General features: G+C 67.2%; 23 protein-coding genes. 15 read left to right on the plus strand and 8 right to left on the minus strand.

Features of this window, described 5'->3' with window-relative positions; translation table 11 throughout:
• Nucleotides 1-3: 3 nt before the first annotated feature.
• The 14 genes from H6900_11235 to H6900_11300 all read left to right on the plus strand — a co-directional run bounded on the left by H6900_11235 (nucleotide 4) and on the right by H6900_11300 (nucleotide 14,635).
• A complete protein-coding gene (locus H6900_11235) occupies nucleotides 4-2,025 on the plus strand; it encodes an NADH-quinone oxidoreductase subunit G (GenBank protein MCC0073848.1) in 2,022 nt (673 codons plus the stop codon).
• Nucleotide 2,026: 1 nt separating this feature from the next.
• Nucleotides 2,027-2,446: a hypothetical protein gene (locus H6900_11240; protein MCC0073849.1), complete on the plus strand. Its 420-nt coding sequence runs from the start codon at nucleotides 2,027-2,029 to the stop codon at nucleotides 2,444-2,446.
• A 9-nt stretch (nucleotides 2,447-2,455) separates the two neighbouring features.
• Nucleotides 2,456-3,496 (plus strand): NADH-quinone oxidoreductase subunit NuoH, encoded by a 1,041-nt coding sequence (nuoH, locus tag H6900_11245; protein ID MCC0073850.1) that lies wholly within the window; start codon nucleotides 2,456-2,458, stop codon nucleotides 3,494-3,496.
• On the plus strand, nucleotides 3,496-3,990 hold the full coding sequence (gene nuoI / locus H6900_11250) for an NADH-quinone oxidoreductase subunit NuoI (GenBank protein MCC0073851.1): 495 nt from the start codon (nucleotides 3,496-3,498) through the stop codon (nucleotides 3,988-3,990). The genes nuoH and nuoI overlap by 1 nt, the downstream gene beginning before the upstream one ends.
• A 16-nt stretch (nucleotides 3,991-4,006) precedes the next feature.
• A complete protein-coding gene (locus tag H6900_11255; protein ID MCC0073852.1) occupies nucleotides 4,007-4,420 on the plus strand; it encodes a carboxymuconolactone decarboxylase family protein in 414 nt (137 codons plus the stop codon).
• On the plus strand, nucleotides 4,417-5,031 hold the full coding sequence (locus H6900_11260; protein ID MCC0073853.1) for an NADH-quinone oxidoreductase subunit J: 615 nt from the start codon (nucleotides 4,417-4,419) through the stop codon (nucleotides 5,029-5,031). Before H6900_11255 ends, H6900_11260 begins: the two co-directional genes overlap by 4 nt.
• 75 nt (nucleotides 5,032-5,106) lie before the next feature.
• Nucleotides 5,107-5,418, plus strand: coding sequence for an NADH-quinone oxidoreductase subunit NuoK (gene nuoK / locus H6900_11265; GenBank protein MCC0073854.1), 312 nt, complete (start codon nucleotides 5,107-5,109; stop codon nucleotides 5,416-5,418).
• Nucleotides 5,419-5,423: 5 nt separating this feature from the next.
• Nucleotides 5,424-7,391, plus strand: a complete 1,968-nt coding sequence (gene nuoL, locus H6900_11270) for an NADH-quinone oxidoreductase subunit L (protein MCC0073855.1) — start codon at nucleotides 5,424-5,426, stop codon at nucleotides 7,389-7,391.
• Nucleotides 7,391-8,962 carry an NADH-quinone oxidoreductase subunit M gene (locus H6900_11275; protein ID MCC0073856.1) on the plus strand — a complete coding sequence of 524 codons (1,572 nt, stop codon included), beginning with the start codon at nucleotides 7,391-7,393 and terminating at the stop codon, nucleotides 8,960-8,962. Before nuoL ends, H6900_11275 begins: the two co-directional genes overlap by 1 nt.
• A gap of 13 nt (nucleotides 8,963-8,975) precedes the next feature.
• Nucleotides 8,976-10,415, plus strand: coding sequence for an NADH-quinone oxidoreductase subunit NuoN (gene nuoN, locus H6900_11280; GenBank protein ID MCC0073857.1), 1,440 nt, complete (start codon nucleotides 8,976-8,978; stop codon nucleotides 10,413-10,415).
• Nucleotides 10,405-11,148 (plus strand): biotin--[acetyl-CoA-carboxylase] ligase, encoded by a 744-nt coding sequence (locus H6900_11285; protein ID MCC0073858.1) that lies wholly within the window; start codon nucleotides 10,405-10,407, stop codon nucleotides 11,146-11,148. Before nuoN ends, H6900_11285 begins: the two co-directional genes overlap by 11 nt.
• A gap of 12 nt (nucleotides 11,149-11,160) precedes the next feature.
• Nucleotides 11,161-11,940: a type III pantothenate kinase gene (locus H6900_11290; protein MCC0073859.1), complete on the plus strand. Its 780-nt coding sequence runs from the start codon at nucleotides 11,161-11,163 to the stop codon at nucleotides 11,938-11,940.
• Entirely contained in the window at nucleotides 11,937-13,607 is a 1,671-nt protein-coding gene (locus H6900_11295) for a ribonuclease J (protein ID MCC0073860.1), read from the plus strand. Before H6900_11290 ends, H6900_11295 begins: the two co-directional genes overlap by 4 nt.
• Before the next feature lie 62 nt (nucleotides 13,608-13,669).
• Nucleotides 13,670-14,635 (plus strand): FliM/FliN family flagellar motor switch protein, encoded by a 966-nt coding sequence (locus H6900_11300; protein MCC0073861.1) that lies wholly within the window; start codon nucleotides 13,670-13,672, stop codon nucleotides 14,633-14,635.
• Nucleotides 14,636-14,660: 25 nt separating this feature from the next.
• On the opposite strand, the gene H6900_11305 is transcribed toward H6900_11300, so the two are convergent.
• The 5 genes from H6900_11305 to H6900_11325 form a co-directional block, all read right to left on the minus strand.
• Nucleotides 14,661-15,401 (minus strand): ATP-binding cassette domain-containing protein, encoded by a 741-nt coding sequence (locus H6900_11305; GenBank protein MCC0073862.1) that lies wholly within the window; start codon nucleotides 15,399-15,401, stop codon nucleotides 14,661-14,663.
• Nucleotides 15,398-16,180, minus strand: coding sequence for an ABC transporter permease (locus H6900_11310; protein MCC0073863.1), 783 nt, complete (start codon nucleotides 16,178-16,180; stop codon nucleotides 15,398-15,400). The genes H6900_11305 and H6900_11310 overlap by 4 nt, the downstream gene beginning before the upstream one ends.
• Complete coding sequence (gene alr, locus H6900_11315) at nucleotides 16,177-17,220, minus strand: alanine racemase (protein ID MCC0073864.1); 1,044 nt, start codon at nucleotides 17,218-17,220, stop codon at nucleotides 16,177-16,179. The genes H6900_11310 and alr overlap by 4 nt, the downstream gene beginning before the upstream one ends.
• A gap of 251 nt (nucleotides 17,221-17,471) precedes the next feature.
• On the minus strand, nucleotides 17,472-18,383 hold the full coding sequence (locus tag H6900_11320; GenBank protein MCC0073865.1) for a cytochrome c: 912 nt from the start codon (nucleotides 18,381-18,383) through the stop codon (nucleotides 17,472-17,474).
• Between the two features lie 4 nt (nucleotides 18,384-18,387).
• The gene (locus H6900_11325; GenBank protein ID MCC0073866.1) at nucleotides 18,388-18,849 is read right to left on the minus strand and encodes a cytochrome c; all 462 of its coding nucleotides are present in this window, start codon (nucleotides 18,847-18,849) and stop codon (nucleotides 18,388-18,390) included.
• 187 nt (nucleotides 18,850-19,036) lie between these two features.
• Here H6900_11325 and H6900_11330 point away from each other — a divergent pair, with 187 nt between their 5' ends.
• Nucleotides 19,037-20,158 (plus strand): hypothetical protein, encoded by a 1,122-nt coding sequence (locus tag H6900_11330; GenBank protein ID MCC0073867.1) that lies wholly within the window; start codon nucleotides 19,037-19,039, stop codon nucleotides 20,156-20,158.
• On the opposite strand, the gene H6900_11335 is transcribed toward H6900_11330, so the two are convergent.
• From H6900_11335 to H6900_11345, 3 genes are all read right to left on the minus strand, one after another.
• Nucleotides 20,155-21,075, minus strand: coding sequence for a glycosyltransferase family 2 protein (locus H6900_11335; GenBank protein MCC0073868.1), 921 nt, complete (start codon nucleotides 21,073-21,075; stop codon nucleotides 20,155-20,157). The genes H6900_11330 and H6900_11335 overlap by 4 nt on opposite strands.
• Nucleotides 21,076-21,114: 39 nt before the next feature.
• On the minus strand, nucleotides 21,115-22,056 hold the full coding sequence (locus H6900_11340) for a methyltransferase domain-containing protein (GenBank protein MCC0073869.1): 942 nt from the start codon (nucleotides 22,054-22,056) through the stop codon (nucleotides 21,115-21,117).
• 123 nt (nucleotides 22,057-22,179) lie between these two features.
• Complete coding sequence (locus H6900_11345) at nucleotides 22,180-23,487, minus strand: 3-deoxy-D-manno-octulosonic acid transferase (protein MCC0073870.1); 1,308 nt, start codon at nucleotides 23,485-23,487, stop codon at nucleotides 22,180-22,182.
• Nucleotides 23,488-23,559: the final 72 nt, after the last annotated feature.

Genomic DNA, 23,559 nt, shown 5'->3' on the forward strand with positions numbered 1-23,559 from the left:
GCCATGTCAGAGCTTCGCAAGATCATCATCGACGGCCGCGAGATCGAGGTTCACCCGGCGATGACCCTTATCCAGGCCTGCGAAGTGGCCGGGGTCGAGGTGCCGCGCTTTTGCTACCACGAGCGGCTGTCGATCGCCGGCAACTGTCGCATGTGCCTGGTCGAGGTGGTCGGCGGCCCGCCCAAGCCCGCGGCCTCTTGCGCGATGCAGGTGAAGGACCTGCGCCCGGGTCCGAACGGTGAACCTCCGGTCGTCAAGACCAACTCGCCCATGGTGAAAAAGGCCCGCGAGGGGGTGATGGAGTTCCTGCTCATCAACCACCCGCTGGATTGCCCGATCTGCGACCAGGGCGGCGAATGCGACCTGCAAGACCAGGCGATGGCCTATGGCGTCGATTTCAGCCGCTACCGCGAGCCCAAGCGCGCCGCCGACGACCTGAATCTGGGTCCGCTGGTCGAAACCCACATGACGCGCTGCATCTCCTGCACCCGCTGCGTGCGGTTCACGACCGAGGTCGCGGGCATCACCCAGATGGGCCAGACCGGCCGCGGCGAGGACAGCGAGATCACCAGCTATCTGAACCAGACGCTGGCGTCGAACCTGCAAGGCAATATCATCGACCTGTGCCCGGTGGGGGCGCTGGTGTCGCGGCCCTACGCGTTCACCGCGCGCCCGTGGGAACTGACCAAGACGGAAACCATCGACGTGATGGACGCGCTGGGGTCCAACATCCGCGTCGATACCAAGGGCCGCGAAGTGATGCGCATCGTGCCCCGCAACCATGACGACGTGAACGAGGAATGGATCAGCGACAAGACGCGGTTCATCTGGGACGGGCTGAAGCGTCAGCGCCTGGATGTGCCCTACATCCGCGAGGGGGGCCGCCTGCGCAAGGCCACCTGGACCGAGGCGCTGGAGCTGGCCGGAAAGCGGATGAAAGGCGCCAGGAAGCTGGCCGGCCTGATCGGTGACCTGGCCCCGGTCGAGGCGGCGTTTTCGTTGAAAACGCTGGTGGAATCGCTGGGCGGATCGGTCGAATGCCGGGTGGATGGCAGCCGCGTTCCGGCGGGCAACCGCTCGGCCTATGTCGGCAATGCGACGATCGCGGATATCGACGATGCGCAGATGATCCTCCTGATCGGCACCAATCCGCGCGACGAGGCCCCGGTTCTGAACGCGCGCATCCGCAAGGCCTGGCTCAAGGGGGCCAAGGTGGCGCTGATCGGCGCGCCGGCGGACCTGACCTATGATTACAGCCACATCGGCACCGACCGCGCCGCGCTGGCCGCGCTGGCGGCGATGGACCACGCCGAAAAGCAGGGGGTGCGCGGCGTGATGATCGTCGGGCAGGGCGCCCTGCGCGAGGCCGATGGCGCCGCCGTTCTGGGCACATGCATGACCATGGCCGAGGCCGCCGGTTCGAAGTTCATGGTGCTGCACACCGCTGCGGGCCGGGTCGGCGCGCTGGACGTCGGCGCGGTGACCGAGGGCGGGCTGCAAGCCGCGACCGAGGGTGCGGACGTGATCTTCAACCTGGGCGCCGACGAGCTGGACATCGACGCCGGGCCCTTCGTGATCTATCAGGGCAGCCATGGCGACCGGGGCGCGCACCGCGCCGACCTGATCCTGCCGGCCGCCGCCTATACCGAGGAAGCGGGCCTGTTCGTCAACACCGAGGGGCGCCCGCAACTGGCGCTGCGCGCCGGCTTCGCACCGGGCGAGGCCAAGGAAAACTGGGCCATCCTGCGCGCCCTGTCGGCCGAGGTGAAAAAGGTTCTGCCCTGGGACAGCCTGGGCGCCCTGCGCACGGCGCTGGTCGCGGCGGTGCCCCATCTGGAAGGGATCGACGAGGTGCCCGAGAACACCTGGCAGCCCCTGCCGGCCGACAGCCTGGGCGACGCCAGCTTCCGCAACGTGGTGGCCGATTTCTACCTGACCAATCCGATCGCCCGGGCCTCGGGGCTGATGGCCGAACTCAGCGCCCTGGCAAAGGCGCGGGGCGAAACCGCCCTGGCGGCCGAATGACATGACCCGGCGCGCGCCCCAGATCCTGAGCCTGGCGCTGGCCCTGATCGGGCTGGCGGGCTGCGTCACGGCGGCGCCGCAGCCGGGCGACGGGGTCATGGGCGCGCCCGAGAACGCTGTCTACCGGGGGATCGAGACCCGGCTTCTGGACGGCGAACTGGTGAATTTCAACGTGGCGATGGAGGGCGCGCGCGGCGCGTCCGACGTGATCGCCTATGCCCGCTGTGCGGCGGCGCAATACGCGCTGATCCGGGGCATGGGCTTTGCCCGCCACGTTCGGACGAATGTGACACAACAGGGTGGTCTTTGGCGGGCGGATGCGGTCTACACCGTCTCGTCCGCGCTACCCCGGGGCAGTCGCACCATCGACGCGGAAGTGACGGTGGCCGATTGCACCGAACAGGGGATACCGACGGTCTGAGGACGAGATATGGCTGACTTCTTTACCAATACCTACCTGGGGATGCTCCTGGTGATCATCGGCCAGGTCCTGCTGATCGTCGTGCCGCTTCTGGTTGCGCTGGCGTTTTTGATGTATGCCGACCGCAAGATCTGGGCCGCGGTCCAGATGCGCCGGGGGCCGAACATCGTCGGCGCCTTTGGTCTGCTGCAAAGCTTTGCCGATTTCATCAAGTATATCGTCAAGGAAGTGATCTTTCCCGCCGGGGCGGATCGCGCGGTGTTCCTGCTGGCGCCGATGGTGTCGCTGGTCATGGCGCTGGTCGCCTGGGCGGTGATCCCGTTCGACGACGGCTGGGTGCTGTCGGACGTCAATGTCGCGATCCTCTATATCTTCGCGATCTCGTCGCTCGAGGTGTATGGCGTCATCATGGGCGGCTGGGCGTCGAACTCGAAATACCCGTTCCTGGGCAGCCTGCGCTCGGCCGCGCAGATGATCAGCTACGAGGTGTCGATCGGTCTGATCATCATCGGCGTGATCATCTCGACCGGGTCGATGAACCTCAGCGACATCGTGCACGCGCAGCAGGGCAATTACGGGCTGCTGAACTGGTATTTCATCCCGCATCTGCCGATGATGGTGCTGTTCTTCATCTCGGCGCTGGCGGAAACGAACCGCCCGCCGTTCGACCTGCCCGAGGCCGAATCGGAACTGGTCGCGGGGTATCAGGTCGAATACTCCTCGACCCCGTTCCTGCTGTTCATGATCGGCGAACTGGTCGCGGTGGTGCTGATGTGCGCGCTGGTCTCGCTCTTGTTCTTTGGCGGCTGGCTGTCGCCGATCCCGGGCCTGCCCGACGGCATCCACTGGATGATCCTGAAGATGCTGGCCGCGTTCTTCGTCTTCTCGATGGTGAAGGCCATCGTGCCGCGCTACCGCTACGACCAACTGATGCGGATCGGCTGGAAAGTGTTCCTGCCGATGTCGCTGGGCTGGGTCGTTCTGGTGGCGTTTCTTGCGAAATTTGAGGTGCTTGGCGGATTCTGGGCCCGCTGGGCGATCGGAGGCTGATGATGACCGTGGACGTCACCCGTGCCGTCAAATACTTCCTGCTGGCCGACTTTTTCAAAGGGTTCGGGCTGGGGCTGAAGTATTTCTTCGCGCCCAAGGCCACGCTGAACTACCCGCATGAAAAGGGGCCGCTCAGCCCGCGGTTTCGCGGCGAACACGCGCTGCGCCGCTATCCCAACGGCGAGGAGCGTTGCATTGCCTGCAAATTGTGCGAGGCGATCTGCCCCGCGCAGGCGATCACCATCGACGCCGAACCGCGCGAGGATGGCAGTCGGCGCACGACGCGCTACGACATCGACATGACGAAATGCATCTACTGCGGTTTCTGTCAGGAAGCCTGTCCGGTGGATGCCATCGTCGAGGGACCGAATTTCGAATTCGCGACCGAGACCCGCGAAGAGCTGTTCTACGACAAGGCCAGGCTGCTCGATAACGGCGCCCGCTGGGAGGCCGAGATCGCCCGCAACCTGGAACTGGACGCCCCGTATCGCTGAGACCCGGACCGCCGCCATGAACACCGACGCCTATACCAAGATGTTCCAGCAGATGCTCGCCTCAGGGCAGGAGATGCTGCACGCCTTCAATCCGGCGATGGAACAGGTCAAGGCGGCGGGATTCGACAAGCTGGTGCCGACCCTGTCGAAAGACATGATGGAGATGTGGTTCGGCAAGGCCTTCAACCGCGAGGGGCTGGACGCCAAGACCCGGCTTCTGGTGACGCTCGCGGCGCTGGTCGCCCAGGGCGCCGTGGCCGAGCCGCAGGTCAAGCTGACGGTGCGCCATGCGCTCGAGGCGGGGGCCACGCAACGCGAGATCATGGAAGTGATCTGGCAGATGAGCATGTTCGGCGGATTGCCCGCCATGCAGAAGGCGCTGGATCTGGCCCAGTCCGTCTTTGCAGAGATCGAGGAGAACGACGCATGAGCGTTGCCGATTTTGCCTTCTACGTCTTCGCCATCGTCGCGGTGATCGCGGCGTTCCTGGTCGTCACGGCCCGGAACCCCGTGCACTCGGTCCTGTGGCTGATCCTGACCTTCCTGTCCGCGACCGGGCTGTTCGTCCTGGCCGGGGCCGAGTTCCTGGCGATGCTGCTGATGATCGTCTATGTCGGCGCGGTCATGGTTCTGTTCCTGTTCGTCGTGATGATGCTGGACATCGACTTTGCCGAACTGAAGGCCGAGATGGCGCGCTATTTCCCGCTGGCTTCGGTGGTGGGGGTGGTGATCCTGATGCAACTGGCGCTGCTCTACGGCGCCTGGGGCACGGCGGTCGGCGCGCCCGAGCTGCGGCAGGCGGTGACGCCCGACCTGGCGCAGATGGACAACACCCGCGCGCTGGGGATGCTGATTTTCGACCAGTATTTCCTGCTGTTCCAGCTGGCCGGGCTGATCCTGCTGGTGGCGATGATCGGGGCGATCGTGCTGACGCTGCGCCATCGCACCGACGTGAAGCGCCAGAACGTGCTGCACCAGATGTGGCGCGATCCGGCCAAGGCGATGGAACTGAAGGACGTGAAGCCGGGCCAGGGGCTGTAAGGCGACGGACGGTGCGTGCCAGCACGCACCCTACGCAACGATGACAGGCGGCCAGGCCGCTGACGAGGGAATGAAATGGTGGGACTTGAGCATTACCTGACGGTGGCGGCGGCGCTGTTCGTCATCGGGATTTTCGGGATCTTCCTGAACCGGAAGAACGTGATCGTCATCTTGATGTCGATCGAACTGATCCTGCTGTCGGTCAACATCAACCTGGTCGCCTTTTCCAGCCATCTGGGACTGAACGACCTGGTGGGTCAGGTGTTCACCATGTTCGTGCTCACCGTCGCGGCGGCCGAGGCGGCGATCGGCCTGGCGATCCTGGTCACCTTCTTTAGAAACCGCGGCACGATCGACGTCGAAGACGTCAACGTGATGAAAGGCTGAGGGCTATGGCGACGACGCTTCTCTTTGCTCCCTTGGTGGGCGCGATCATCTGCGGGCTGTTCTGGCGGATGATCGGCGAGAAAACCGGGATGGTGATCGCCACCGCCCTTCTGTTCCTGTCCGCAATCCTGTCCTGGACGCTGTTTCTGACCTATGACGGGCAGGCGACCTCGATCCAGGTGCTGAGGTTTCTCGACGTGGGCACGCTGGTCGGCGACTGGGGGATCCGGCTGGACCGGCTGACCACGGTGATGCTGATCGTCGTGACCACCGTGTCGGCGCTCGTGCATCTCTACAGCTTCGGCTACATGGCGCATGACGACAACTGGACCCAGTCCGAACACTACCGCGCGCGCTTTTTCGCCTATCTGTCGCTGTTCACCTTTGCCATGCTGATGCTGGTGACGGCCGACAACCTGGTGCAGATCTTCTTTGGCTGGGAGGGTGTGGGTCTCGCGTCCTATCTGCTGATCGGATTCTACTGGAAGAAGCAGTCGGCCTCGGCTGCGGCGATGAAGGCCTTCATCGTCAACCGGGTCGGTGATTTCGGCTTCATCATCGGCATCATGATGCTGTATTTCCTGGCGGATTCGATCAGCTTCGACACGATCTTCCACCAGGCCGAGGCCCTGTCGCAGGTGCAGATCCACTTCCTGTGGACCGACTGGAACGCGCTGAACACGGCCTGTTTCTTCCTGTTCATCGGCGCCATGGGCAAATCGGCGCAACTGTTCCTGCACACCTGGTTGCCCGACGCGATGGAAGGCCCGACCCCGGTTTCCGCGCTGATCCACGCCGCGACCATGGTGACCGCGGGCGTCTTCCTGGTGGCGCGCATGTCGCCCCTGATGGAATACGCCGCAGACACGCGCAGCTTCATCGTGCTGATCGGGTCGCTCACCGCGTTCTTCGCGGCGACGGTGGGGTTGGTGCAGAACGACATCAAGCGCGTGATCGCCTATTCGACCTGTTCGCAGCTGGGCTACATGTTCGTGGCCGCGGGCGTCGGCGTCTATTCGGTCGCCATGTTCCACCTGCTGACGCACGCCTTCTTCAAGGCGATGCTGTTCCTCGGCGCGGGCTCGGTCATCCACGGGATGCACCACGAGCAGGACATGCGCAACTATGGCGGCCTGCGCAAGAAGCTGCCCTATACCTTTGCCGCGATGATGATCGGCACGTTGGCGATCACCGGCGTCGGCATCCCGTTCACCCATATCGGCTTTGCCGGTTTCGTGTCCAAGGACGCGATCATCGAGAGCGCGATGGGCGGCGGGGCGACCTATGCCTATGTGATCCTGGTGGCGGCGGCGGCGATGACCTCGTTCTACAGCTGGCGGCTGATCTTCCTGACCTTCTACGGCGCGCCGCGCGGCGATCATCACACGCACGATCACGCGCATGAAAGCCCGATGATCATGCTGATCCCGCTGGGCGTCCTGGCCGTCGGCGCGGTGTTTGCCGGCATGGTCTGGTATGCACCGTTCTTCGGCTCGCACGAGGGCATCCACGCGTTCTTTGGCCATTCGATCGCCATGCTGCCCGGCAACGATACGCTGGAGAACGCGCATGAGCATCTGGGCTGGCTGACCAAGCTGGCGCCGTTCCTGGCAATGCTGGTGGGCTTTGTGCTGGCGTGGATCTTCTACATCTGGAAGCCCGAGACGCCCGCGAAACTGGCCGCGAACCAGCCGATTGCCTACCGTTTCCTGCTGAACAAGTGGTATTTCGACGAGATCTACGACGCGATCTTCGTGCGCCCGACGCTGGCCATCGGCCGCTTCCTGTGGAAGCGCGGCGACGGACGCGTGATCGACGGGTTCCTGAACGGTCTGGCGCTGGGGGTCATGCCCATGCTGAACCGCGCCTATGCCCGTGCCCAGTCCGGTTATCTCTACACCTATGCCTTTGCGATGGTCCTGGGGATCGCCGCGCTGGTCACCTATGTTACGCTCACCGGAGGGGCGCACTGATGTTGAACCTTCTGTCCATCATCACCTTCCTGCCGGCGGCGGCGGCCCTGATCGGGGCGGTGTTCCTGCATGGCGAGGACGAGACCGCGCAGCGCAATGCCAAATGGCTGGCGCTGGTGGCGACGGGGGCGACCTTCCTGATCTCGCTGATCATGCTGTTCAGCTTCGATCCGTCGAACACCGACTTCCAGTTCGTCGAGGAACACGCCTGGATCATGGGGCTGACCTACAAGCTGGGCGTGGACGGTATCTCGATGCTGTTCGTCATGCTCACCACCTTCCTGATGCCGATCACCATCGGCGCCTGCTGGGGGGTGAAAACCCGCGTCAAGGAATACATGATCGCCTTCCTGCTGCTGGAAACGCTGATGATCGGCGTGTTCACGGCGCTGGACCTGGTGCTGTTCTACCTGTTCTTCGAGGCGGGCCTGATCCCGATGTTCCTGATCATCGGCATCTGGGGCGGCAAGGACCGCATCTACGCGGCGTTCAAGTTCTTCCTCTACACCTTTGTCGGCTCGGTGCTGATGCTGGTGGCGATGATCTACATGTACACCCAGGCGGGCACGAGCGACATTCCGACGCTGCTGAACCATTCGTTCGATGCCGGCCCGATCACGCTGCTGGGCTGGCAGATCGCCGGCGGCGCACAGACGCTGATGTTCCTGGCCTTTTTTGCGTCCTTCGCGGTGAAGATGCCGATGTGGCCGGTCCACACCTGGTTGCCCGACGCGCACGTTCAGGCGCCGACCGCGGGTTCGGTCGTGCTGGCGGCGGTGCTGTTGAAGATGGGCGGCTATGGTTTCCTGCGGTTTTCGCTGCCGATGTTCCCGGTCGCCTCGGACCTGTTGACGCCCTTCGTGCTGTGGCTCAGCGCGATCGCCATCGTCTACGGCTCGTTGGTGGCGCTGGTTCAAGACGACATGAAGAAGCTGGTGGCCTATTCGTCGGTCGCACACATGGGCTTTGTGACCATGGGCATTTTCACGGCAAATCAGCAAGGCATCGACGGCGCCATCTTCCAGATGCTCAGCCACGGGTTCGTGTCCGGCGCATTGTTCCTGTGCGTGGGGGTCGTCTATGACCGGATGCACACCCGCGACATCGAGGCCTATGGCGGCATCGTCAGCCGGATGCCGGTCTATGCGGCGGTCTTTATGTTGTTCACCATGGCGAACGTCGGCCTGCCCGGCACCTCGGGGTTCGTCGGTGAATTCCTGACCTTCATGGCGGTCTTCCAGGTCAATACCTGGGTTGCGACGGTGGCGGCGACCGGGGTGATCTTCTCGGCGGCCTATGCGCTGTGGCTCTATCGTCGGGTGGTGTTCGGCCAGCTTATCAAGGACAGCCTGAAATCCATCGCCGATCTCGACACGCGCGAAAAGCTGATGTTCGCGCCGCTGGTGGCGATGACCCTGCTTTTGGGCGTCTACCCGGCGCTGGTGACCGACATCATCGCGCCCTCGACCACCGCGCTGCTCACCCACTATCACGCTGCGAACGGCACCGACCTCGGGTCGACTGCCGAGGCGGTGACCCATGCCGCCGCCCACGCGGCCCCCAGTCACTGAAAGGCCCGTTCCGATGACCTCGGTTGATCTTTCGATCGCGCTGCCCGAAATCCTGCTGTCGCTCTGGGCGATGGTGGCATTGATGGCCGGCGCCTATTTCGGCAAGGACCGGCTGGCCTTGCCGCTGACCTGGGCGACGGTTGCCGTCTTTGCGCTGGTGGCGGTGATGGTCGGCGTGCGCGAGCCGGGCGCCCAGTCCGCCTTTGGCGGGCTCTTCCTCGATGACGGGTTCGCGCGCTTCGCCAAGGTGGCGATTCTGGCCGCCGGTGCCGCCGTGCTGGTGATGGGCATCGATTATCTCGAGCGCCAGAAGATGATGCGATTCGAGTATCCGATCCTTGTCACGCTGGCGACGGTCGGCATGATGGTGATGGTGTCGGCGGACGACCTGCTGACCCTTTACATGGGGCTGGAACTGCAATCGCTGGCGCTCTACGTGCTGGCGGCGATCCGCCGCGACAGCGTGCGTGCGACCGAGGCGGGGCTCAAGTATTTCGTGCTGGGCGCGCTGGCCTCGGGGCTGCTGCTCTATGGCGCGTCGCTGACCTATGGCTATGCCGGGACCACCCGGTTCGCGGGGATCGCCTCGACCGTCGAGGGCGGGCACCTGGCGGTCGGCCTGTTGATGGGGCTGGCGTTCATGCTGGCCGGGCTGGCGTTCAAGATCTCGGCCGTGCCGTTCCACATGTGGACGCCCGACGTCTACGAGGGGGCGCCGACCCCGGTCACCGCCTTCTTCGCCACCGCGCCCAAGCTGGCCGCCATGGCGCTGTTGGCGCGGCTGGTGCAACAGGGCTTTGGCGGCGCGCCCGCCGACTGGGCGCAGATCCTGGCGGTGCTGGCGGGTCTGTCGATGGTCGTGGGGGCGATCGGCGCGCTGAGCCAGCGCAACCTGAAGCGCCTGATGGCCTATTCGTCGATCTCGCACATGGGCTTCGCGCTGCTGGGCCTGACCGCGGGCAACCAGGCCGGGGTCAAGGCGACGCTGCTTTACATGGCGATCTATCTGATCATGACGGTCGGGGTCTTTGCCTTCATCCTGACGCTGCGCCGCGAAGGTCGCCCGGTGGTCCGCATCGACGACCTGAACCTGTTGTCGAAAACCCAGCCGATGCAGGCGCTGGCGGTGCTGATCTTGATGTTCAGCCTGGCGGGCGTGCCGCCTCTCCTGGGTTTCTGGGCGAAACTGACGGTGCTGGCGGCGGCGGTGGGGACGGGCTGGATCACCCTGGCGGTGATCGGCGTGATCTCGTCGGTGATCGGCGCGTTCTACTATCTGCGCATCGTCTATCTCATGTATTTCGGCGCCGAATCCGATCCCCTGGACAACGACATCGCCCCTTCGCAACGCTGGCTGACGCTGGCCGCCGCGGCGCTGACGTTGCTGGGCGTGTTCAACCTGTTCGGCATGGAAGGAGCAGCGGCGATCGCGGCGCAGGCGCTTGTCCACTGACCCAACCTGGCCCGAGGCCTATGACCGGCTGGTGTTGCCCGAAGTGGACAGCACCATGCTGGAGGCCTCGCGCCGCCTGCCCGGGCTGACGCGGCCGCTGTGGATCCTGGCCGAACGCCAGACCGCCGGGCGTGGCCGCCGCGGACGGGTCTGGACCGATCCGGCCGGCAATTTCGCCGCGACCCTGGTGATGCGGCTGAGCGATCCGCCCGCGCGCCTGGCCCTGCGCAGCTTCACCGCCGCGCTGGCCCTGCACGAGGCGCTGACGGCGCTGACCGGGCTGGACACCGCTTTCGCGCTGAAATGGCCCAACGATGTGCTGCTCAACGGGGGCAAGTTGTCGGGCATCTTGCTGGAAAGCCCCGGGGCCGGGGTTCTGTCGCTGGGCATCGGCGTCAATCTGCGCGCCTCGCCTCAGCCCGACCCGGCGGCGGCCTTTGCGCCCGTGAACCTGCGATCCGAGACCGGCCTCACGCTGAGTGCGGCGCGGCTGCTCGACCACCTCGGCCCGGCCTTTTCCCGCTGGGAGACGCGGCTTGCGACGTATGGGTTCGCGCCGGTTCGCGCGGCTTTTCTGGCGCGCGCCACGCGGCTTGGCGAACCCATCATCGCCCGCACCGTGACCGAGGAAACGCAGGGCGTGTTCGACACGATCGACGACACCGGCGCGCTGGTGCTGCGCACGCCGCAGGGCCGCCGCGCGATCCCCGCCGCCGACATCTTCTTTCCCTGACCGAGGCCTGCCATGCTTCTCTGCATTGATTGCGGCAACACCAACACCGTGTTTTCCCTGTGGGACGGCACGCAGTTCCTGGGCACCTGGCGCACCGCGACCGACCATCGCCAGACGGCCGACCAGTATTTCACCTGGCTCAGCACGTTGATGGCGGTGCGCGGCATCGACGCCGAGATCACCGAGGCGATCATCTCCTCGACCGTGCCGCGCGTGGTGTTCAACCTGCGGGTGCTGTGCGACCGGTATTTCAACTGTCGCCCGCTGGTGGTGGGGCGGCCCGACTGTGCGCTGCCCGTCGCGCCCCGGGTCGATCACGGCACCACGGTCGGGCCGGACCGCCTGGTCAACACGGTCGGCGGCTTCGACCGCCACGGCGGCGACCTGGTGGTGGTGGATTTCGGAACCGCCACGACCTTTGATGTGGTGGACCACGACGGCGCCTATATCGGCGGGGTGATCGCGCCCGGGGTGAACACCTCGCTCGAGGCCCTGCACATGGCCGCTGCCGCCCTGCCGCATGTGGACGTGACGAAACCGCAAAGCGCGATCGGCACGAATACCGTTGCCTGTATCCAGTCGGGCATTTACTGGGGCTATGTCGGCCTGGTCGAAGGGATCGTGGGCCAGATCCGCCTGGAGCACGAGCGCCCGATGTCGGTGATCGCCACCGGCGGGCTTGCGCCGCTGTTCGACCAGGGCACCGACATCTTCGACTTTGTCGAGGACGACCTGACGATGCACGGGCTCGTGCTCATCAACCGTTACAACAGGGACATCGCGACCGCATGAAGGCCGACCGACTGATCTATCTGCCGCTGGGCGGCGCCGGCGAAGTGGGCATGAATGCCTATGTCTACGGCTACGGCCCCAAGGACCGCGAGCGGTTGATTCTGGTCGATGTCGGCGTGACCTTCCCCGATATGGACGGAACGCCCGGTGTCGATCTCATCATGGCCGACATGGCCTGGCTCGAACAGCGCCGCGACCGGCTCGACGGGATCTTCATCACCCACGCGCACGAGGACCACGTCGGCGGCCTGGGCCATTTGTGGAGCCGCCTGCGCGCACCCGTCTATGCCCGCGACTTCACCGCCCGGATCGCCGCGAAAAAGATGCTCGAAGCCGGTCAGCCGGTGGACCGAATCACCACCGTCGCCAAGGGCGAGGTGGTCGAGCTGGGCCCCTTCCAGATCGAATTCCTGCCCGTCTCGCACTCGCTGCCGGAAGCCTCGGCGATGCTGATCGGCACGCCCGCCGGCCGGGTGCTGCACACCGGCGACTTCAAGCTGGATATCGCGCCCGGCGTGGGCGAACCCTTTGACGAGGACCTGTTCCGCGCCCTCGGCGACAAGGGCGTGCACGTCATGGTGTCGGATTCCACCAACATCTTCTCGCCGCACCCCGGCCGGTCCGAAAGCTCGTTGCCGCCGGCGATCACCGAGTTGGTGCGCAATGCGCCCGGGCTGGTGGTGGCGACGACCTTTGCCTCGAACGTGGCGCGGGTGCGGACGCTGGCCAAGGCGGCGCGCGCCGCCGGCCGGTCGGTCTGCCTGCTGGGGCGGGCGATGCAGACCATGGTGCGCACCGCGACCGAGGCCAGGCTGCTGCACGACTTTCCGCCGGTGGTCAGCGCCGAAGAGGCGAACGAGCTGCCGCGCCAGAACCTGATGCTGATCGTGACCGGCAGCCAGGGCGAACGGCGCGCGGCCTCGGCGCAATTGGCGCGCGGGTCGTATCTGGGCTTTTCGCTGAAGGAAGGCGACACGTTCCTTTTCTCCTCGATGACCATTCCGGGCAACGAGCGCGACGTGCTGCGCATCGTCAACGCGCTGTCCGAACAGGGCGTCGATATCGCCGACAACACGCAGGGGCAGTTCCACGTCTCGGGTCACGCGAACCGCCCGGATCTGGAGCGGATGCACGACCTGGTGCGCCCCGAAATCCTGATCCCCATGCACGGCGAACACCGGCACCTGCGGCAGCACGCGCTGCTGGCGCAGCGGCGCGGCATGGCCTCGGCCATTGCCCCCAACGGCACGATGCTGGACCTGACCGGCCCCGAACCCGTGGTTGCCGGACACGTGGACACCGGCCGGCTCTATCTGGACGGCACCGCGATCTATGGCGCTATGGATGGCGTCGTGCGAGAGCGCATCAAGATGGCGCTGAACGGGCTGGTCATGGTCACGTTGGTGATCGACGAGGACGGGATGCCCCTGGGCGACGCCTGGGCGGATTGCCTGGGGCTGTCGCGCGAGGGGCGCTCGAACCGGCCGTTGAACGAGGTGATCGAGGACGAATTGTCCGAGGAACTCGAACGAACCGGGCGCAAGGTGCTGGCCTCGGACGACAAGCTGATCGAGACCATCCGCCGGCGTGTGCGGGCCTGCTGCCTGGATGAGATCGGCAAGAAGCCCGAGGTTCAGGTCGTCGTCTCGCGCCTGTCGGATGCCTGACACGGAAAGGGTTTCTTAACCCGGGGCTGCGATGGTGCCGTCAAAGGCAGGATGCTCGGCCCATGAATGACGTTCCACGCTCGCATGTGTTGCGGCGCAAACTGGCGCCGCGCCCCTCAACCCCGCCCGAGGATGCGGCGGCAGAGGCACGGGGCCCGGCCGCCGCGCTGGTGCGCAGCTTTGCGCGCGCGGTTTCGGCCGCCGCGCCGCTGGTGGCCGAGGACGGCAGCCTGCACCGGCGCCGCGCCAGCCTGGCCGAATTGTTGGACACCGTCGATCCCGAGGCCTTCGTTGCCCTGCTGACGATCGAAGGGCAGGGGCCCGGGTTGGCGGTCGTCGATCAGGACGGCTTTGTCACCATCATCGAGGCGATGACGGTCGGCCGCCTGGCCGCGCGCCCGCCGCAGGCCAGACGGCCCACGGCCACCGACGCGGCGCTGCTGGGGGGCCTGCTCAACGCGGCGCTGGCGGGGCTGGGCGCGGACGATCCCGCGGCCGCGTTGCGGATCGAACGGGCGGTGCCGGACCACCGCCTGTTGCCCGTGCTGCTGGATGACGGCGACTATGACCTGGTCGCGCTGACCGCCACGCTGGTGGCCGGGGCGGTGACGCGCCCCTTGCGCGCGATGCTGGCCTTGCCCCGGCACGCCAGCGCCACGTCAGGGCCGTCGGAACCTCCGGAAACCGACACCGCGCGCTGGTCCGGGGCACTGGAAAGCGCCGTGATGCAGGCGCCGGTGGTCCTGCGGGCGGAACTGGGCCGCGTGACCCTGCCCCTGGCCGAGGTCCTGGGCCTGGGTATCGGCAGCACGCTGACCTTCCCCTTGTCCAACCTCGAGGAGGTGCGACTGATCGCGCTGGACGGTCAGAACCCGGCCACGGGCCGCCTGGGGCAGACACGCGGGATGCGCGCGGTGCGGCTGACCCAGCCGCCGGGCGCAAACGCGCCCCTGCCGATGGACCCCGTCCAGCCACCGCTCGCCAGCGCGACGGCGATGCAGACGGTGCCGACGGCCGAACCGGGATGACCGCGCCGGCCTGAGGCGGCGCGGATCAGCGCAGCGTCGGGATTGGCCCCTCGGTGCGGCCCTGGGTGAACTGGCGCATCACCGGGTCGTCGGTGGAAAGCGCCTCGCTGGCGCTGCCCTGCCAGCAAAAGCGCCCCTCGTGCAGCATGGCGACGCGGTCCGCCACGTCGCTCAGCGTGCGCATGTCGTGCGTGATTGTCACGGCGGTCGCGCCCATTTCGGTCACGACGCCGCGGATCAGGGCGTTGATGACCGCCGCCATGATCGGGTCCAGCCCGGCGGTCGGTTCGTCGAAGAACAGGATCGGCGGGTCGCCGGCGATGGCGCGGGCCAGTCCGACGCGCTTTTGCATCCCGCCCGACAGTTCGGCGGGATAGAGATCGGCAACCTCGGGCCCCAGGCCGACCCGGGCCAGCTTTTCCACCGCCAGGTCCCGGGCGGCGGCGCGTCCCATCCGCCCGGTGCCGCGCATCAGGCGAAAGGCGATGTTCTGCCATACGGGAAGCGAATCGAACAGCGCGCCGCCCTGGAACAGCATCCCCACGTGCGTCGCCAGCACCTGCGGTGCGGGGTCGTCCAGCCCGGCGATGCGGACATGGCCGCGATCGGCGCGCTCCAGCCCCAGAAGACAGCGCAGCAGCACCGATTTGCCCGAGCCCGATCCGCCGATCACCACCAGGCTCTGGCCCTTGGGGACGGCGAAGGACACGCCCCTCAGCACCCGCTTGGCGCCAAACGCCTTGTGAAGATCGTCCGCGTGGATCATGCCGAAAAGAAGGCCTCGGTCAGAAGGTAATTCGCGGCCAGAATCAACACCGAGGCCAGCACCACCGCCGATTTCGTGGCCTCGCCCACACCCTGCGCGCCGCGGCCCGAGGTCATGCCGAAATAGCACCCCGAGAGCGCGACCAGGAAGCCGAACACAGCGCCCTTGACCAGGCCCGAGCCTACGTCCCTGAATTCCAGGAAATCCAACGTGTTGCGCAAATAGGTGGGGCCATCGAACCCCAGCCGCGTGACGCCGACCGCATAGCCACCCAGTATGCCGATGGAATCGCCCGCCGCCACCAGCACCGGCATCGCCAAAGTCGCCGCCAACAGGCGGGGAACCGTCAGGTATTGCATCGGTTCGACCGCCAGCGTGCGCAGGGCGTCGATCTGTTCCGAGACTTTCATCGTGCCGATTTCGGCGGCGATGGATGAGGCGACGCGCGCGGCCACCATCAGCCCGCCCAGCACCGGCCCCAGTTCGCGCACCATGCCGATCGCGGTGATCGACGGCACGGCGAATTCGGCCGAGAACCGCGCCGATCCGGCATAGATCTGCAACGCCAGCGCGGCCCCGGTGAACAGCGCCGTCATCCCCACGACCGGCATCGAGAACCAGCCGATCAGCAACACCTGAGCGCCGAATTCGCGCGCGTGGAACGGCGGGCGCACCATCCACGCCAGCGCCTGCGCGGCAAAGCCGACGAACCGGCCGACCGCGCCCAGAACGCCCGCAAAGCCGCGTCCCGTCGCGCCGAGGGCCGACACCCCGATCATGCGGTCTGCCCGGTATAACGGCGCCGGTAGCGTGCGCCCAGGCTGGTCAGGATCTCGTAGCCGATGGTTCCGGCCTGCGCGGCCAGGTCATCGACGCCCTGGTGCGGGCCGAGAATGTCCAACGCGTCCGGCACCGTCTCAAGCGTCGAGACATCGACGGTGATCAGGTCCATCGACACCCGGCCGACCACGGGGCAGGCGGTGTCGCCAGCCCAGAGCGTGGCCTTGCCCGAAAGGGACCGCAGCAACCCGTCGGCGTAGCCCGAGGCCACCGTCGCGATGCTCGAGGGTTTGTCGGCAACCCAGGTGCCGTTGTATCCGACCGGCTCGCCGGTCGCGACCTCGCGCGTCTGGATGACGGGCAGGGACAGGGTGACGACCGGCAGCGCCTCGTCGAAGGGCGCGCCGCCGTAAAGGCCGATACCGGGCCGCGCCAGGTCGAAGTGGTAACCGGGTCCCAGCAGCACGCCGCCCGTCGCCGCCAGAGAGCGCGGCGCATCGCAGCCGTCGGTCATCTCGACAAAGGCCTCGCGCTGTTCGGCATTCATCACGTGCTGGGGCTCGTCCGCACAGGCCAGGTGCGACAGGATCAGTTTCGGGCCCTTGGGCAGCGCCAGCGCACGCACCGCCGACCATTCGGCGGGTTCCATGCCCAGCCGGTTCATGCCGGTATCGAGTTGCACGGCGAAGGCATGGTCGGGCAGGGATTCGAAATGGCGCACCATCTGTTCGGCCGAATTCAGCACGGGGATCAGGTCGAGGTTGCGCAGCGTCTGCGCATCGCCCGCCATGTGCCCGGAAAAGACGAAGATGCGGGGCCCGGCGCCCAAGGCCTGGCGGATCGCCGCGCCCTCTTCGGCGAGGGCCACGAAGAAGCTGCGCACCCCTGCGGCCGCCAGCCGGCGCGCGACCGGACCCGCGCCCAGCCCATAGGCGTCGGCCTTGATGGTGGCGCCGGTTTCGGCACGATTGAGCCGTGCCAGCCGCTGCCAGTTGGCGGCGATGGCGTCGAGGTCGATGGAGAGGCGGGCTGCGGTCATGGCCCGAGGTTTGGCCTCCGGCGCCCTGTCAAGTCAAGCGCGAATGCACCCTGGGCGGGGTTCCGCCGAGGCTGTGGATAAGTCGCCTCAATTTTGTCTCATTGTTGAATGACCCTCTTGTGGATGCGCCACGACAGAGAGATAGCACAGCGGCGATTCGTCGCGTGATTCACAGGAAAGACCCATGTCGAAATTCGTCCGCCAACCCGCCAAGCCCGCGCCGCAACCCGCGCCGCGCCCGACGCAGAAATTCAGCGATTGGGCGATGATCTGAGCGCGATCAGGTAAGCCGCGATCGCCGCCCGATCCTCGGGGGCGATATGGCCAAGGTTGGCAACCACGTCAGCCATCTCACCCCCGACCACATCGAATTCGGGGGTGAAGCCGCTCTGAAGATAAGCGGCGATATCCGCGGCGGACCAGCCTTCGGGTGGCAGCGCCGGGATCCGGCCCGTGCCCGTGAGCGCGGGCGCCCCCGCAAGCCAGTGTGACCTGTCGAGACCGCCGAGCGCGTCGCGCGGCGTGTGGCATTCGCCACAATGCCCCCAGGATTCGACCAGGTCGCGGCCACGTTCGACCTGCGGGTCGGTGCTGGGCGGGGTGGCGAAATCCGTGGTGAAATTCAGCAGCTTCCACAACCCCAATCCGCGCCGGATCGAGAACGGAAAGCGGACCTCGTGCGGCAGCGAGGGCGTGGCATCGGCCGGCAGCGTCTGCCAGAAGGCCCAAAGATCGGCCACGTCCTGCGGCGTCGCGTGGGCGTAGGTCGTATAGGGAAAGGCGGGGTAGTAATGCGCGCCCCGGGGCGAGACGCCACGCAGCAGCGCCGTCGCGAACTGATCCAGCGTCCAGCGCCCGATCCCGGCCTGGGGGGCCATCGAAATGTTCGGCGCATGGAAGGTGCCAAAGGGCGTGGCAAAGGCCCGCCCCCCGGCCAGCACCAGGCGCGCCGCGTCGGGGGCCTGCGATTCGACCCCCGGCGCGTCGTGGCAACTGGCGCAGCCTCCGGTCCAGAAGACCTGCTCACCGCGCGCCGCATCCCCTTGGGCGAGATGCAGCGCGGCCAGCGTGTCGTCGGGCAGGGCGGCGGGTCGGGTCAGAACCCAGAAACCCGCCAGCCCGGCCGCGCCCAGGACCAGGGCCGCGCCAATCAGCCGCTTCATGCGCTCACTCCGGCTGGCGATAGGTCTGGTGGCAGCCACCGCACGCGCCGCCCAGGTTCCGCACGGCCCCTTGCAGCGTCGCGAGGTCTGTCCCCGCGGCCGCGGCCATCGCTTCGGATGCGGTGGCCAGCGTGGCATAGCGGGCTTCGAAACCGGCCATGTCATCCCAGATGGCCGGCAGGGCGCGGGTGTCGTCGGCGCTCATGTTGTCCGAGCCTTCGGGCCACATGCGGCCGTGGTCGATGGTGGCGATCTGGTGCAGGCTGGTGGCTGCCGCGCTGGCCATCGCCGCGTCAAAGGGGATGCGTCCCTGTGCCATGCCCCCCAGAACGCCCAGGTTGTAGGCCATGAGGTTCATCTGCGCCTGACGCGCGATGATGTTCGGGTCCGAGGTCTCCTCGGCGCCGGCCAGCGTCGGCAAGGCCAGCGTTGCGGCGAGGGCAAGGGCAGTCGCGGTGCGGAACATGGGGCTCTCCCTGTTGGTGTGTGCGGGCGCAGGATAGGCACAGCTTTGACGGGTGCGCGGTCGCATTTGCGTGAGCGGGGTGCCGATCGGCGCACAAAGTCTGTGACCTGGCGCACAATCGCACCGCCGCTTGCCGCCGCACGCGCCTTTGTCTAGGGTCGCGCCGACCATCCGGCGAGTCCCCTGAATGCCCGAACCCCGCGCGATCGACGCCCTGACCGGCCTGACCCTGCCCGAAGGGGCGCCAAGGCGCGGCTTGCCGCCGCTGGTGCGTTTTCGCACCGACGACCCGGGGCTGCGCGCGCGCTATGACGACGACGTGCTCTATTATTCCGCGGTCTGGTTGCAGGACCGGGGCTTGCTGCGGCTCTATGGTCCCCGGGCGCTGAACCTGGCGCCGCTGCTGGCGCGCGCCGGGTATGCGACCGACCGGGGCCCCTTGCCGGCGCCCAGGCTGCGGCATTTCAAGCGGTATGTGATCGCCGAGTTCGCGCTGACCACGCCGGCTGACCGGTTGATCCTGACACTGGACGGGCGGACGCAGGCGATGGCGATCCTGCATCAGGCGACGGATGTCTTTGCGGGGCTGAACACCGTCTACACCATGTCGCAGAACAACGATCCCGACTGGATCGTGGACTGGATGGCGCATCTCAACCGCCATCACGGGGCCGAGGCGCTGCTGATCTCGGACAATGCCTCGACGGCCTATCCGCTGGAGCACCTGCTGGAGCGGCTGCGCGGGCTGGATTTCCTGAAGGCGGTGCGCATCCTGTCGGTGCCGTTCCGCTATGGCCCCAGTTCGGCCATCTGCCGCCGTGCCTCGCAGGCCCGGTTCCTGCAAACCGGCATCGCCAACACGAACCGCGATCTCTACCTCGGGCGGGCGCGGGCGGTCCTGTCGTGCGATGTGGACGAGATCGTGGTGTCGAACAGCGGTGCCAGCGTGTTCGACGCGGCGCGCGACCGGCGGCTGGGCGTGATGACCTTTCCCGGCTATTGGCGCTTTGCCAAACCGGGCCGGGGCAAGCCCCTGCACGCCGATCACCTGTGGATCGACCCGGCCCGGGCCCGGGCCTGCCCGTCGAAATACGCCCTTGACCCGCAGGGGGTGGTGGGGCGCTGGTCCTGGATGACCCATTCGCTGGAATCGCTGCCCCGCAGTTGGATCTCCGGCGCGCCCGATTTCTGGTTCGCGCATTGCCACGGCATTTCCACGCGCTGGAAAGAGGGCCGCGAAGAGACCGCCGATACCGTGGACTGGCAGATCGACCCGGCGTTGCAGGCGCTGTGGGACAAGCGCGGCTAACCCCGCCGCCGCAGCCGCTGTTCCAGCGTGAAGGCCAGCCAGATCAGTTTGTTGCGCTTCATTTCGTCAAAGACGAACGGCCTTTTGATGCGCGGGTCCTCGGCGGTCAGCCAATCTTCGGCGATCGGCAGATCCAGGGGCGCGCGCGCGCGCAGGCGGGCCACGGCCGCGCCGTCCAGCGCCCGCAACCGGTTGGCCCCCGAGGTCCCCCGCGTCGCCCAGCGATGCACCCACGAGCGGGTGCGCGCGCGGTGCCGGAAGACCGGAACCTCTGGGCAGTAAAAACCCCAGGGGTCAGCCAGGATCGCCATGCCCTGCGGGAACAGCGCGGCCGCGTTCTGTTCGTTGCGGGGCTCGCTGCGCTGAAAGCGCCACTCGGCGGCGCGCAGCACCGGCACATGCGCCAGCGCGATATCGGCATAGGTCAGATGCGCCACACCGTCCGCGCCGCGCAGGGGCTGCATCAGCCGATGCACCGGATCGGGCACGAAGCGGCGCGCCCAGGGGCGCTTTTTCTTGGCCTTCAGAAAGAACGGATAGAGAAAGGCCCCGCCGGTTTGCCGCAGATGGTCGCCAAGCGCCGCGATCTCGGCGCCCGAGACGTCGCGGACGATCTGACTGTCGTCTTGCAGATACAGCAGAAGCGGCGTCTCGCACAGTTCGAGCGCGCGCTGCATGTTGCCGTAAAGGCCGCCGTGCCAGTCGCTGCCGGCGCCGCCGATGACCACGCGCGCCCCGCGTTCGTTTTCGGCGCGGCGCAGTTCGGCCTGTTGCACCGGGTCGTCCGAGGCGTCGTCCATCACCAGGATCCGCGCCCCGGGCAGGTGCCGGTGCACCGAGTCGACGCAATTGCGCAGATAATCGGGCCGGTTGTAGGACATGATCGCGACGGTCAGCAGGCTGTCGGTCTCGCTCACGGCTCGGGTCCTCGGTCCTGGGGCGTCGGGCAAAGGGCGTCAGGCGCCCGCGCGCTGCCCGGCAAAGCGCATCAGCACCGCGCGCGGGTCGGCGCCCTTGATCGCCTTGCGGGTTGCCCATTGCTGGGCCAGCTTGCGAAAGACCGACAGCCCGCCGCCCTGGGCCAGGTATTCCGGCAGGCCGCGTTTGGCGAACCGCTCGTCGGCGATGCGCCGGGCCTCGGCCCGGGGGGCGGTGTCCTGCTCCGCCGCCGCCGCCCGCTTGCGAAAGATCATGTAGAGATCCTTTGTGCTGCGGGCCAGATCGACGGTGAAATGTTCGGACCCCAGCATCCGCAGCGTGGGTTCGGTGAAATAGTTGATATGCGCCTTGAAGAAGGTGTTGCGCGGCGGCAGCAGGGCCGAGCCGAAATTCGGCACCTCGATCACCAGCAACCCGTCATCGTTCAGCAATCCGGCGATCTGCGCGAAGACCGCGCGCGGGTGGGCCAGATGCTCCAGCACATGAAACAGCGTGATGACATCGAACCGGTCCGAGGGCGCCAGGTCCGAAACCTCGGCGCGGCTCAGGTCGATGCCCAGGTGCGTGCGCGCATAATCCACATAGTCGCCGTTCGGGTCGATGCCGCGCGCGGTCAGTCCGGCCTCTTGCGCGAGGAACACGAATTCGCCGCCCCCGGCACCGATATCCAGCAGCCGGGCCCCGCGGCGGGTCAGCGGCAACACTGGCGCGAGCCGTCCGGCGGCCTTGCCGCCCGCCTTGTGAACGTTGCGCAACTTGGGCACAGCGCTGCCGCGATAGGCGGCGCGGTATTCGCTGGCGTAAAACGCCGACAGCGCGGCATCGTCGGGAACCGTGTCCAGTTGCACCATGCCGCAGGTGGCGCAGACGGCAATGTCCAGGGGCTGGCCGTCCTTGGCGTCCCGGGTGGCATGAACCGCGCGGTCAGAGCCGCCACACAGCAGGCAGGGACCGGGCATGTCAGCGGGCCTCGGGCCGGGGCAAGAGGGACGGGGTCATGGGCGGTCCTCGATCTGGGCCCCGGGGCAAGGGGCGATGTGCAAGCCTTCTAGCGCGGAACACGCGGGCTGAAAACCTGCATTTCAGCGCGCCGGAAGCCGGGCCAGGACGGTCTCCATCGCCGCGACGGCGGTTTCCAACGGGTGCAGGTTGTCAGCCTGAACCCGCGCCGCGCCGGCCAGAAAGGGGGCGCGGAACGCCGGGTCCTGCGCGGCGACCACGGCCCGTGCCATGGCCTGGGCATCGCGAACCTCCAGCGCGCCGCCTTCGGCGGCCAGGCGCGCATAGGCGGCGGCGAAATTGCCGACATCGGGGCCGTGCAGCACCATGACGCCCAGGGCGACGGCCTCGAACGGGTTCTTGCCGGTCAGCGGCGGGCCCGAGGGCACGGGCATCGAATTGCCGGTATAGGCGACGGGGACCAGGCGATACCACAGGCCCATCTCGCCGATCGTGTCGGCGATGTAGACGCTGGTGTCGGCGGTGATCGGGTCCTGACGCGAGCGCCGGGCGATGGCCGCCGCCGGAAAGAGCGCGCGCGCCGCCGCTTCGGTCGCGTCGGCCTCGGTCCTTTGGCGGGGGGCGATCAGGAACAGCAGATCCGGCCGCTGCGCGCGCGCCAGGCCATGGGCCTGCATCAGCAGCGGTTCTTCGACCGCCTTGGTCGAGGCCGCCAGCCAGCGCGGCCGGGCACCGATTTGCCGGTCCAGAACCGCACGTTCGGCCGCTTGATCGGGCAGGGGCGCCGAGGCCGCCTTGAGCACGCCCATGACCGACATCTTCGCCGCCGGCGCGCCCAGATCCTTGAACCGTTCCAGCGAGTCCGCGTCCTGCACCAGGATCTGGTCGAACAGGTTCATCAGATAGCCGTTGCTGGCCGCGACCCGGCGGCGGCGGCGATAGCGGCGCGCGGTGACATGGGTGTTCAGCAGCACCATCGGCAGGCCGGCGCGGCGTGCGCGGGTCAGCATCACGGGCCACATGTCGGCTTCGGCCACGATCAGCGCGTCGGGCCGCCAGTGGCGCAGGAAGCGGCGCAAGGCGGCAGGGTAATCGGCGGGCGCGAACTGGTGGATCACCCGCGCCGGCAGGCCACGCTGCGCCAGCGCCTGCGCCGAGGCCAGGGTGTGCGTGGTCAGCAGCACCGACAGATCCGGGTGCGCGGCGCCAAGCCGGTCCAGCAACGAGACCAGCGCCTGCGCCTCGCCGACGGACACGGCGTGAAACCACAGCAGCCGGCCGTCGGGGCGGGCGCGGGTGAAATAGCCCAGTTTCTCGCGGCCGCGCGTGCGGTCCTCGCGCCCCTTGCGCTGGCGCAGCCACAGCACCACGCGCCAGAACGGCGCCGACACGGCGGCAAAACCCAGATAGAGACGCAGAAGCAAGGGCATGTCGCGGGGCGGCCTTTCGCGCGGGGTCGGGTTGCGACGGGATAGCGCCGAGGGGGCGTCCGCGCAAGCCAT

The organism is Rhodobacter sp. (assembly GCA_020637515.1).
Taxonomy (GTDB): domain Bacteria; phylum Pseudomonadota; class Alphaproteobacteria; order Rhodobacterales; family Rhodobacteraceae; genus Pararhodobacter.